The organism is Streptomyces sp. NPDC006872 (assembly GCF_040635845.1).
Lineage (GTDB): Bacteria > Actinomycetota > Actinomycetes > Streptomycetales > Streptomycetaceae > Streptomyces.
Genome location: NZ_JBEYIL010000016.1, coordinates 13,549 through 24,697, shown reverse-complemented (window position 1 = coordinate 24,697; position 11,149 = coordinate 13,549). Strand labels below are relative to the sequence as shown.

Below are 11,149 nucleotides of genomic sequence, written 5' to 3'. Positions count from 1 at the left end.
CTCACAGGCGGCGGTGAGGCCCGACGGACCGAGTGGCCGGCCCGTCGGGGCGGGCTCACTGGGGCGGGCGGATCCAGTCGGTCAGGGGCTTGAACTGGCCCTTGCCCTGGTACTGGTAGAACCTCGACTGGTCGTTGCAGACCGCTGGGGCGTCCTGGTACTTGCCGCACTCGACCTCGGAAGCGCCCATGATGACCGGGCCGGTGAACTTCTTCAGCTGCTCGGTGACCGTCGCCGGGGTGATCTTGTCGGCGCCGATGGCGTTGAAGACCTTGGCGTAGGTCAGGACCGTGCTCCACCCCAGCGGTGCGAAGACCTGGGACGCCGTCTTCGGGCTCAGCCCCGCCTTCGCCGATTCGGTCAGGAACGCCTTGGAGTCGGCAGCGGTGGAATCGGTGGGAAGCGTCTGGGCGATGCCATAGGTCCAGGTGGGCAGGTCGCCGCCGAGTCCCTGGGCGACGTCCGGAGACATGCACAGCGGGGTGGAGACAACCGGCTTGTTGACGCCGAGCTGCTTGAGGGCCTTGGCGATTCCCACGCACCCGGACCCGATCGAGATCGGCACGATGACGTCGGCGGACACTGCCCCGGCCGCGGTCACCGGGCCGATGAGATCGGTGGCCTGTGCGTCGAATCCGACGGACTTCACGGTGAGTCCGGCGGCCTTCAGACCCATGACCGCCGCGCTGGAGGCGATCTTGTCGCCGGGGGTGTTGGTGTGGATCACGGCCGCCGTCTTCGCGTGCAGGACGTCACGGGAGTACGTGCCCCACGTACCGAAGATGTGCGGCAGATCGCCGAAGGTGCTGTAGGTGTTCTTTGCCGTGGCTATGGAAGGGCCCGTCGCCACGCCGACCAGCACCGGCTTCTTGCCCGCGACCACGGAGTTGAAGGAGGCGTCGCCGAGGTAGAGGTTGCCGATGCCGATGCCGGAGACGTTCTTGTCGCCCAGCATCTGCTGGCCGCACTTCTGCCCCTCCTCCTCGGCGGAGACCACCGTGCAGACGCTCAGCTCCAGCGGGTGCCCGCCGATCCCGCCGAGCTGCTCGTTGACGTACTTCACGGCGGCCTTGGCACCCAGGGTCGCTTCGGGGCTGCCGCCGGGGGCGCCTTCCACGTTCACCCAGCCCAGGCCGACCGGCGACAGGCTCGAATCCGCCTTCCCCGTCTTACCGCCGACGTAGCTCAGATAGTCGGTGACGACGGCACTTGCCGGGCGGGAGTCCGCGCTGGCGGAGGACGTCGCCCCCTGGGTGCCGGACGAGGTTGAGGCGTTGTCCCCTGAGCCGCCGCACGCGGCGACGCCCAGCAGGGGTGCCAGCACGGCGGAGACAAGTCCCAGTCTCCGAGAACGCGGGGTTGCAGGCATGAGTGATCCTCCTTGATCACAAGCGGCGAGGGTGCGCCGAAGGGCATGCAGGGGGAGGTGTGGGAACGGTGCGAGGTTGGCCGGCATCCAGTGGGAAGGAAGGGGTAACCGGCGAATCAGGCCAGGTCAGAGCGGCCGGAAGGTAAAGGCTGCGAGGCCTTCTGGGTTCCGTAACTTTCTTACGAAACGGGAATCTAGGTGTACGCTTGCGCCCTGTCAACGCTTCGGTCGTACCGAATTAACCAGCAGGAAACGGACAGGGAGAACGGCATGACGGTGGACGCCAGAAGGCGCAGGCTCCCGAGGCGCTCGATCGAAGAGACCCGGGGTCTCATGCTGGAAGCGGCCACGGAACTCGTCTGCGCCGGCACCGCCGACACCAGTGAGGCGGCGATCTCCGCCGCACTCGCCCACGTGCGGGTCAAGCAGGTCACCGAGGAAGCCACCCGCATCATCCGAGCCCGGCTCGGTGATGAGACGGCACCGGCGGTCACGACCGGATCGATCTACCAGATCTGGCCGGCGCAGGCGGATTTTCAGGCGGAACTCCTGTTCCACCTCACCACCCGGCAGGCGGAACTCGTCCCCACCCTGCCGGACAGCATCCGACGCTTCAAAGAGGCGGTCGAACGGGGCATCACCTGGCAGGAGATCCTGAACGAGGTCCTGAACGACAACCACCAGCACCACCGGATGGATCCGATCTACCGGGTGCTGCTCGGCTTCTATGCCAGTGCCGCCAACCCGCGCGTCCGCGAAGCTCTGGGGCACTACGGTGAATCGTTCACCCAGGTGGCCTGCCAGGCATATCAGGGACTGCTCGACGCGTACGGACTGCGTATGCGCACGCCCTACCGGATCGAGCATCTCGCCACCACCATCGCGGCTCTTCTCGACGGCTTTCACATGCGATGGATCGCCGGACACGGCAACCTCGAAGACCCGGAGGGTGAGGAGGGCTGGTCCCTGGCGAGCCGCGCGGCGGTCATGGTGTTCGACCAGTTCACCGAAGCCGCGCAGCCTGGTGGTTGAGTGCGTTTCGCGGGAACCCGGCCACCCTCAACTAAGCAGCGTCACTCGACGGTTCGTCCCAGCCATCGACGAGTGGATGTCCTGGTCAGGTACGGTGCGCACCGTTACTGGTGGGGGCGCGGTCCGGGCCCCATGTGCAGCAGCGGTGCGGCTGTAGGAGCATTCCTGGTTGTAGCGGCCGTGGCAGTAGCGCAGGCGCCGACACCGGTTGGTGAAGACGGCCTTGACCCGCCAGGCGTCGAACGGGCCGGCGGGCCATGATTTGGGGTCCGGTCCGTGATGCCCGGCTCGTCGCCGCGAGGCCCTACGGTCGATGGGGCTGAACCTGAAGAATCTGGGTGTAGGCCGCCATGAGCAGTCGAACGCCCTCGGACTGCTTGAGGGTGGTCGGGGTGTGTGCCTCTCCGTGCATGACGTATCCGTAGGCCATTCCCTCCGCGGTCGCCAGGAGAGCTTCGACGACGGGCTCGTCCGGTTCGAGTGAGAGCGCGGCGAAGCTCTCGCGCACGCGCACGCGGAACAGGTCGCGGAAGCGGTCGGCGATCTCCAGCAAGTGGGGCTGGCGTCGCGCTTCGAGAAAGATCTCGAACATGAACGCCGAGACCTCCGGGTGCTCCCGTACGGAGTCGAGGAGGTTCTCCAGGATGTTCTCCGCCGAGTCCGGTGCGACGAAGTACGACAGTGAGGTGTCGACGCAGAGCTTGAGGGCGTCCTCGAGGACGTCCTGGACCCGGCTGAAGTGGTGCTGGACGCTGCCGACGCTCACTCCCGCCTCGGCCGACAGGGCTCGGTAGGTGAGCTTGCCGAGTCCTTCGCGCGCGACGAGCCGCACGGCGGCCGCGACGATGGCGGGCCTGCCTTCCCCGAAGGGGACAATGCGCTGCTCCGTGCTCCCCGCACCCATGAACGATCTCCTCTCGATCCCTGTGAGCGTATCTGTCGGCCGGGCGGCCTCTCTTCTGGGCGGCCGCATCGACGAGACCGCGGGGGTCGTGTTTCCGCCAAGTTGACAGTGGGTTAAAGCCAGAGCAATACACTTGTATTGCCTTTGTGATGGTCCCAATCTAGACGCATGACCAATAAATTTGTATTGCTCTATCCGCCGTCCTCGGCGTCGATGGAGCTCATCGGTGCCCACCTGGACGCGCATCTGGCGCACTTCGCGGCGTTCCAGGCCGCGGGAGAGGTGGTCGGTTTCGGGCCGTTCAGCGAGCGGGAGCGGTACGGGTCGATGGCCTTGTTCCCGTCGCGGGAGGCCGTGGAGCGGTTCGTGGCAACCGACCCGTTCGTCGTGCACGGCGTCGTCGAGGCACACGAGATCCGCGAATGGCAGGACGTGACCGGCTAGAGCCCGCCCACGTCGACGCCGTCCGTCCCGTACCGGCGCATCCGTGCTTCCGAGATCGAGCAGCCGAGCGCAGGCCCTCCCTGGACCAGCTCTCCCCGGATCGCCTCGAGTCCTTCACCCTTCTTCCTGGAGCAGATCATGTCTCACACCCCCTTCCACCTCGGCTTCTTCGCCTCCTTCGGGCCGCCCTCCTGGCAGGCGGTCGATGACCGGCTCAACGGCGACGGCTGGTGGACCGGTGACTTCTACGACGACCTCGCACGTCGGCTCGAGGAGGCGAAGGTCGAGTACCTCTTCTTCGAGGACAACTCCGCAGTGTCGAACGCCGTCGGCGGCGTGATGGACGCCGACCTCAGATTCACGATCTACTCGCCCAAGCACGACCCGGTTGCCCTGCTGTCGCGTCTCTCCGGTTCGACCGAGCGCATCGGGCTGATCGCGACCGCCTCGACGACGTTCTACCCTCCGTTCATCCTGGCCCGTCAGTTCTCGACCATCGACAGCCTCTCGGGCGGGCGGGCCGGCTGGAACATCGTCACCTCCACCGAGACCGCCGCGGCGCAGAACTTCGGCATGGACGACATGCCCGCCCATGGCCTCCGCTACGAGATGGCCGACGAGTTCGTGGGCGTGGCCAAGAAGCTCTGGGCCGCATGGGAACCCGACGCCCTCGTCCGTGACGTCGAGGCGAACACGTACGTCGATCCGTCGAAGGTGAACCCGATCGACCACAAGGGCACGCACTACTCCGTGCGGGGCCCGCTCAACACCCTGCCCTCTCCTCAGGGTCGACCGCTCCTGGTGCAGGCGGGCTCCTCCGACAGCGGTCGCGACTTCGCCGCCAAGCACGCCGACCTCGTCTTCCAGACCGCGGAGCTCGGCGTCGCGGGGATGAAGGCGTTCCGCGAGGACATCCGGGCGAGGGCGGAGAAGTTCGGCCGCGACCCCGACGAGATCAAGGTGACCTTCGCGGCGTTCGTGAACTTCGCCCCCGACGGGCAGGAGGACTGGACACCGCCGTCACTCACCGACGCACAGCTCGACTATGCGCTCGCCTTCTGGTCGACGATGGTCAACTTCGACCTCTCGACATTCCCCCTGGACGAGCCGTTCCCCGCGGACCTCGAACCGACCGGCCACACCGGCATGTTCATGGAACTCCAGGAACTCGGCAAGCGTGGCGTGCCGCTGGGCGAGGCCATCGGTTCCCTGTACGCGGGCAAGGGCACCGACTTCAACGGGACCCCGGAGCAGATCGCCGAGAAGATGATCGCGGCCATGGACGAGATCGGCGGCGACGGGCTGATGATCGTCGGTTCCAAGCTGTCCACGGCCGCGTTCCTCGAAAACGTCACCGACAAGCTCATCCCCGAGTTGCAGCGCCGCGGAGCCATCCGTTCCGAGTACGCCCCGGGCACGCTGCGCGAACGGCTCCTGGCGAGCTGACGCCCTCCCCGAGCGGCACCCGCACCCGCGCCCACCACACCATCTCTCCCGGCTCCGCCTCGGCACGGTCCCTGCCGGAGGCGGAGCCGTGCCGGGGAACGAAATGGAAGGCCCCGACATGACCAACGCCCCACCTCAGCCTGATGCCTTGACGCTTCGCCAGGCTTTCGCCCACTACCCCTCCGGTGTTGCGGCTCTCGCCGCGACCGTCGACGGGGAGGACCACGTTCTGGTCGCCTCCTCGTTCACCGTCGGCGTCTCGCTCGACCCCGCGCTGGTCCTGTTCGCCGTCCAGCGCACCTCGACCACCTGGCCGCTGCTGCGGCGCGCATCGCGCATCGGCATCTCGGTGCTGTCCCAGGAACAGGGCGAGCTGTGCCGACGACTCGCGGACAAGAACCGTTCGACGCGCTGGAACGGCGTCGCGGTCGACCGGCGCGAGTCCGGCGCGCTCATCGTCGAGGCGTCGTCCTTGAGCTTCGAATGCACCATCCACGCCGAGCACCCGGCCGGCGACCACGAGGTCGTCGTACTTGAGATCGCGTCCTTCGCGGCCGACAGCCGGCTCGACCCGCTCGTGTTCCACGGCTCCCGTTTCCGGGCCATCGCCTGACTCAGGCACACCCTCCATCGGCATATCTCAGGAGTGAACCATGCGCAGAATCGTCACCGGTCACGACCAGGACGGAAAATCCGTCGTCCTCAGTGACGGACCGCCTCCCCGCGTCAGTGAGTTCGAGAGTCTTCCCGGCTGGCGCTCGGTCCTGCACTGGGCGACCGGGCCGGACCTCACCGGTGCGGAAAGCGGTCAGGATTCCACCCCGGACGTGAAGTCGTTCCTGCCCGAACCGGGCGGTACCCGCTTCGTTGTCCTCACCTTCCCCCCGGACTCGGCCATGGCCTCGCCGGACTTCGACCCCGTCGCCTTCGGCCGCGAGCAGCTGGAGAAGGCCCCCGGAATCGCCGAGCACATGGAACCGGACAGCCCCGGCATGCACAGGACACCCACGCTCGACTACGCGATCGTCCTGGACGGGGAGGTCACGCTGGAGCTGGACGACGGAGCGCTCACCCCCCTCACGGCGGGCGACGTCGTCATCCAGAGCGGCACCCGCCACGGCTGGCGCAACCCCGGCCACCGCCCGGCGACGCTCGCTTTCGTCATGATCGGTACTGAACAGGCCGACACCGCATGCTGAACGCGTAGGCTCGCCCGGCCCGAGACCACTCTCGTCGGCCCGGGCGGGCCCACGCGTTGCACACCGACAGAATCGTCCGGGCCCACGAGCACGGGACAGTGTTTCGTGCCGAACCGACCGACAGACAGATACCGCGAGGCCCAGGGCGAACTCCTCGTGTTCGCCCTGGGCCTGGGGGAGGGGAACGGTCCGCGTTTCAGGCCGTCACCAGCGGACTTTCCCGTAGTCGACCTCCATCGCGGGATACGTGGCTGCGCGCTGCCCCAGTGCCCGCATGCGCTCCCTGATCTCGTCGGCGGGCAGGTGGCGGAGGTCGCCATGGCCCGGCAGCACCCACTCGAAGCGCAGCTCCTCCGCCGCTCGGGCCACGGAGGCGGCCCACGTCTCAATGGAGTCGAAAACGACGCTCTCGAACACGTCCAAGTCGTTCGCGGTGTGCGACCAGTAGAAGGCGTCGCCGGAGAAGCAGTACTTGTCGTCCGCGATGTACAGGACACTCCCCGGAGAATGTCCGGGGAACGGATGGGCGATCACGCCTGGCCCGATCTCCACCGGGTCGAGGCCGCGGATGACGGAGTCGGCATCGGGGCGGGAGTGCAGGTCCCCCTCGTGGATCCACAGCCGGGCGCCGTAGTGATCGGCGTACTGACGGCCGTGCGCTACGTGGTCGAGGTGAGTGAGCAGGACATCGGTGATCTTGCCGAGCCTTTGCTCGTAGCGCCGGGCGAGCGCGGGCCGCCAGCGCGGGGTGTCGATCATCATCGCGGTGCCGTCGGGACGGCGCAGGACGTAGGAGGTCCCTCCGAAATTCTTGAGAGAGGTGTGCCCGCAGAGGTAGACGTTCTCGTCCAGAGCCTTCGGGTACGGGTCCGAGTCGGCGTCCCACTCGTCGGCCGGCGGGTGGACGGAACGGGTCGGGCAGGCGTGTGCCGCCAAGTACATCTTCGCGACCTCGGCCTCGGTCTCCGGCTGGCGTAAAACGACCGAGCGGGGTCCGTATTCGCCCATCTCTCCGAGACCGATGAGGCCGGGAGCGGTGTGACGTGCGATGTTGCAGTTGATGCAGCGGCTGTCGACGAACCAGCCGTTTCCCGCGTCCGCTGTCTGGGTCTCCGTTTCCGAGTGAGTCGTGCTCATGACTCCCCTTTCCTGGGGTTGAGATGGGTGTTGAGGAAGGTGTCGATGCGTTGCCACGCGTCGGTGGCGGCTTGAGGGTCGGGGCCCATGCCGCTCACCCGCAGGAGCGGGCGCAGCAGGCGGGGGCCGACCTCCGCGTCGTTGAGGAAGGCGTGTCCGGCCGTCGGGTACTCCTTGACGTCGTGGACGACGCCGGCCCGATCGAGAGCCGAGTCCAGCCGTGCCGCGGCGCCCTTGAGCATCCGGTCCCGGCCGCCGTAACTCGCGACGACAGGGCAGGCAGCGGCCAGCACGGCGTCCAACTCCTTCGGGAGCACCCCGTAGTTCACGCACGCAGCGTCGAAACCCCCGCTGCCGGCGGACACCAGGGCGAAGGCACCGCCCATGCAGAAGCCGATGACGCCCACCCTGCCGGTGCACTCGGGACTGTCCGCCAGGAAGGTGCGGGCCGCCTCGATGTCCTGATACGCCCGGCCACGGCCCGACAGTGCCGCCCGCATGGTCGCCACCAGACACCGCGCGACCCCGCCCCGCGTGAACAGGTCAGGCATCAGAGCCAGAAACCCGGCACGGGCAAGACGGACCGCCTGACGGCGCATCACCTCATCGACACCGAGCGCCTCGTGCACGACCACCACACCCGGCCACGGCCCCCGCCCCACAGGACGCGCAAGATACCCCGTCAACCGCCCAGAACCACCAGCCAGAACACTGGCACGACCCAGATCGACAGCTCGCAGAACAGGAACGGACACGAAATCCTCCGACGGGTGGGCGGTGTACGTTTCGCTTGCGCCACAGCAGACGAGGGCGACGGGGCGTCACCGGTGCAGGATCAGCCGGGGCCTACGAGAACGCAGAACGCACGGTCAGGTCGCCTTCGCCGTAGGCCCACGGGCTTGTCGTGCCCACCAACGTGGGCTGGTGTCGCCTTGCTCACCAGGGCAGGGGGAGTCCGTTCGGGGTGCCGTCCGAGCCGGTGAAGGTGCCGGTTGGTCCGCCGTCCCGGAGCGTCGCCAGACGTACGGGGACCAGTGCGCCCTGTTCCGGAGTGAGCGCGCCATGGCCGTGGCTCCGGTCGGTGGCCACGTAGCCCGGACAGACGGCGTTGACCAGGATGCCGCTCTCGCGGAGCTCGTTGGCGTACATGAGGGTCACGGCGTTCAGCGCGGCCTTCGACGCGGGGTAGTCAAGGATCACGGGGAAGGCGCCGGGCGGGAAGAAGTTGCCGGGGTCACGGTTCTCCGCTGCCGCGGTGAGCGATCCGAACGTACTGCTGAGGTTGACGATCCGGCCCGCCTCCGAGCGGCGCAGCAGTGGCAGCATCGCGTTGGTGACCGTGACGACGCCGAGGACGTTGGTCTCCAGGGCGCTGCGCACCTCGTCGGTCGACGTCTGACTGGGAGGCTTCCAGGGGCTGCTGGTCCCGGCGTTGTTCACCAGGACATCGAGCCTGCCGCTCACCTCCTCGACCTGCTTGGCCGCCAGGGCGACGGTGGCCTCGTCGGTGACGTCGAGGTGTACGAACCGCACGTCCAGGCCTGCCGCGCACAGTTCGGCCTCCGCCGCCCGGCCGCGTTCCTCGTCACGGGCGCCCAGATGGACCGTCATACCGAGCTCCGCGAGCTGCCGCGCGATGGCGAATCCGATGCCCTTGTTGGCCCCGGTGACGACCGCGACGCGAGTCGTGCCGGTGTTCGTACCGGTGATGGTGCTGGGAATCACGCAAAACCTCTCCTCGGGAATGTGCAGGGCCCGTACTGCCATTGTCCAACGCGACAGTATTCGAGTTCCCCTGCCGCATGCGGGGGACTGGAGTGGAAATGAACCGTAGCACTCGGTCTCCGCCCGTCAGGGCAGCAAGACAACCTGTATCCACTGTGGGATATCTCGCGCTTGACAGGCCAGTTCAATTTGTGAGCACAGAGAAAAACTTGACGCAAAACTTGACTTGCGTATCGACGTCGAGCGTGAACATCCGGGGAGCCTTGAATCTGAGATGCCGACGGGCGGAGATCCGCCCCCAGAGTGGCCTCGGCCGATCCGCCTGGAGTCGCGGAGAGGTGACATAACGGTGTCACGAAGAATTCGGTGTCCACACAATCGATGAGTTCGCAAGCGCGACGTTTCACACACTCGGAGGGGGCTTGGTTCGTCGCATTCGCTGCCTTGATCAAGTGTTAGCGTTCAGCTCGGCGGCAGTGATCCGTGCCCGTTATCGGCCCGACCTCCGTCATTCCAGGGCACGCAAGACAAAATCCTTTGATGTGTCCGAAAACTTCCCTTAGAGAACGACACCTAGCGCGAGCGGTGGTCTGTTATGGCTCAATCCAGGCAAGAAAAGACAACGGTCGTGGTCGTGGGCGCGGGCGCGGCCGGGCTGACGGTCGCCAATATGCTGCAACGCAGCGGCATCGACTGTGTGGTGCTGGAGCGGCGTGACCGCGCCTACATCGAGCAGCGGCAGCGGGCCGGGTCCATCGAGCCGCGCGCCGTCAAGATGTTCGAGCGGTGGGGGCTGGCCGACCAGGTGGTCAGCGGCCCCGCCTACAACGGCGTCATCGAGATCCGGGTGGACGGCGAGAGCCGGCTGCTCAAGGAGTCGCTGGAAGGCACCATGGGGCCGACCTCACGCATCTGCCCGCAGAAGGTATTGGTCCAGAACCTGATCGCCACGTTCCTGGAGGGCGGCGGTGATCTGCGCTTCGAGGTGGACGACGTCACCTTCGACAACCTGACCGGTGCTCAGCCCACCGTCGGCTACCGGGACAAGGAAGGTGTCGCCCACGAGATCGCGTGCTACGTCGTCGCGGGCTGCGACGGCGACCGGGGGGTGAGTCGCGCGGCAATCCCCGAGGGCGTACTCACGGCGTACGCCCAGGACTACGGCATCTCCTGGCTGACTGTGTACGCGGACGTGCCGCTGGCCGGGCACCTCCTGATGGGGATCAGCCCCGACGGCTTCGCGGCGCAGTTCCCGCGCGGCCTCCTCGCCAGCCGCTTCTACCTGCAGTGCACGCCTGGAGACCAGGCGGAGGACTGGCCCGACGAGCGCGTCTGGGAACAGCTGCGCATCCGCTTGGGCGACAAGGACCTGCCCACGGGCCCGATCCTCGAGAAGGAGACCTTCCCGCTGCGCAGCGTCGTCTACGAGCCCATGAGCCACGGCAAACTGTTCCTGGTCGGCGACGTGGCCCACATCATGTCTCCCGTGAGCGGCAAGGGCATGAACCTCGCACTGCACGACGCCGAGGTGTTCGCCACCGCTGTACGGGACCTGGTCAAGGACGGCGACCAGGAAGGGCTGCGCTCGTACTCCGACACCTGTCTGCGGCACGTCTGGAACTACCAGGAGTTCTCCGGATGGATGACGGAGATGCTGCACGACGCCACAGCCACGGACGACGACTCCGGCACGGGCTCCTTCCGCAGCAAGATCGCACGCGCGCGCCTGGAGCGCGTCACCACCTCACCGGCAGCCGCACGCGCCTATGGCGAACTCATGTCAGGTCTCTCCTGAGAATCCGCGCCTCTGCCGTCGAGGTCGTTCAGGTTGTGTCCTGACGAGATGCCGGCCCGTATCCGGCTGGAGTCCTACTAGCGCAGGCGCTGGGCTGC

The 11,149-nt window shown here is 67.2% G+C and carries 11 protein-coding genes; 6 read left to right on the top strand and 5 right to left on the bottom strand.

Annotation, left to right across the window (positions count from 1 at the left end):
• Positions 1–55: 55 nt before the first annotated feature.
• A complete protein-coding gene (locus tag ABZ725_RS37270; protein ID WP_358806832.1) occupies positions 56–1,369 on the bottom strand; it encodes an ABC transporter substrate-binding protein in 1,314 nt (437 codons plus the stop codon).
• Between the two features lie 198 nt (positions 1,370–1,567).
• Here ABZ725_RS37270 and ABZ725_RS37265 point away from each other — a divergent pair, with 198 nt between their 5' ends.
• A complete protein-coding gene (locus tag ABZ725_RS37265) occupies positions 1,568–2,401 on the top strand; it encodes a hypothetical protein (RefSeq protein WP_358806831.1) in 834 nt (277 codons plus the stop codon).
• A 304-nt stretch (positions 2,402–2,705) separates the two neighbouring features.
• On the opposite strand, the gene ABZ725_RS37260 is transcribed toward ABZ725_RS37265, so the two are convergent.
• Positions 2,706–3,305, bottom strand: coding sequence for a TetR family transcriptional regulator (locus tag ABZ725_RS37260; RefSeq protein WP_358806830.1), 600 nt, complete (start codon positions 3,303–3,305; stop codon positions 2,706–2,708).
• Between the two features lie 168 nt (positions 3,306–3,473).
• Here ABZ725_RS37260 and ABZ725_RS37255 point away from each other — a divergent pair, with 168 nt between their 5' ends.
• From ABZ725_RS37255 to ABZ725_RS37240, 4 genes are all read left to right on the top strand, one after another.
• Positions 3,474–3,749, top strand: coding sequence for a YciI family protein (locus ABZ725_RS37255; protein WP_358806829.1), 276 nt, complete (start codon positions 3,474–3,476; stop codon positions 3,747–3,749).
• A gap of 138 nt (positions 3,750–3,887) precedes the next feature.
• Positions 3,888–5,195, top strand: a complete 1,308-nt coding sequence (locus ABZ725_RS37250; RefSeq protein ID WP_358806828.1) for an NtaA/DmoA family FMN-dependent monooxygenase — start codon at positions 3,888–3,890, stop codon at positions 5,193–5,195.
• Positions 5,196–5,343: 148 nt separating this feature from the next.
• Complete coding sequence (locus ABZ725_RS37245; protein ID WP_358806827.1) at positions 5,344–5,808, top strand: flavin reductase family protein; 465 nt, start codon at positions 5,344–5,346, stop codon at positions 5,806–5,808.
• 40 nt (positions 5,809–5,848) lie between these two features.
• Complete coding sequence (locus tag ABZ725_RS37240; protein WP_358806826.1) at positions 5,849–6,394, top strand: cupin domain-containing protein; 546 nt, start codon at positions 5,849–5,851, stop codon at positions 6,392–6,394.
• 204 nt (positions 6,395–6,598) lie between these two features.
• Here the strand turns inward: ABZ725_RS37240 and ABZ725_RS37235 are convergent, their stop codons facing one another.
• The 3 genes from ABZ725_RS37235 to ABZ725_RS37225 form a co-directional block, all read right to left on the bottom strand.
• Positions 6,599–7,531 carry an MBL fold metallo-hydrolase gene (locus ABZ725_RS37235; RefSeq protein ID WP_358806825.1) on the bottom strand — a complete coding sequence of 311 codons (933 nt, stop codon included), beginning with the start codon at positions 7,529–7,531 and terminating at the stop codon, positions 6,599–6,601.
• Positions 7,528–8,286 carry a dienelactone hydrolase family protein gene (locus ABZ725_RS37230; RefSeq protein WP_358806824.1) on the bottom strand — a complete coding sequence of 253 codons (759 nt, stop codon included), beginning with the start codon at positions 8,284–8,286 and terminating at the stop codon, positions 7,528–7,530. Before ABZ725_RS37230 ends, ABZ725_RS37235 begins: the two co-directional genes overlap by 4 nt.
• Before the next feature lie 181 nt (positions 8,287–8,467).
• Positions 8,468–9,256 carry an SDR family oxidoreductase gene (locus tag ABZ725_RS37225; RefSeq protein WP_358806823.1) on the bottom strand — a complete coding sequence of 263 codons (789 nt, stop codon included), beginning with the start codon at positions 9,254–9,256 and terminating at the stop codon, positions 8,468–8,470.
• A 595-nt stretch (positions 9,257–9,851) separates the two neighbouring features.
• Here ABZ725_RS37225 and ABZ725_RS37220 point away from each other — a divergent pair.
• Positions 9,852–11,051, top strand: a complete 1,200-nt coding sequence (locus ABZ725_RS37220) for a 4-hydroxybenzoate 3-monooxygenase (RefSeq protein WP_358806822.1) — start codon at positions 9,852–9,854, stop codon at positions 11,049–11,051.
• Positions 11,052–11,149 lie beyond the last annotated feature (98 nt).

Excerpts from the sequence above, each read along its gene's own strand:
- ABZ725_RS37270 (WP_358806832.1), bottom strand. The coding sequence starts at position 1,369 with ATGCCTGCAACCCCGCGTTCTCGGAGACTGGGACTTGTCTCCGCCGTG.
- ABZ725_RS37260 (WP_358806830.1), bottom strand. The coding sequence starts at position 3,305 with ATGGGTGCGGGGAGCACGGAGCAGCGCATTGTCCCCTTCGGGGAAGGC.
- ABZ725_RS37255 (WP_358806829.1), top strand. The coding sequence starts at position 3,474 with ATGACCAATAAATTTGTATTGCTCTATCCGCCGTCCTCGGCGTCGATG.
- ABZ725_RS37250 (WP_358806828.1), top strand. The coding sequence starts at position 3,888 with ATGTCTCACACCCCCTTCCACCTCGGCTTCTTCGCCTCCTTCGGGCCG.
- ABZ725_RS37240 (WP_358806826.1), top strand. The coding sequence starts at position 5,849 with ATGCGCAGAATCGTCACCGGTCACGACCAGGACGGAAAATCCGTCGTC.
- ABZ725_RS37235 (WP_358806825.1), bottom strand. The coding sequence starts at position 7,531 with ATGAGCACGACTCACTCGGAAACGGAGACCCAGACAGCGGACGCGGGA.
- ABZ725_RS37220 (WP_358806822.1), top strand. The coding sequence starts at position 9,852 with ATGGCTCAATCCAGGCAAGAAAAGACAACGGTCGTGGTCGTGGGCGCG.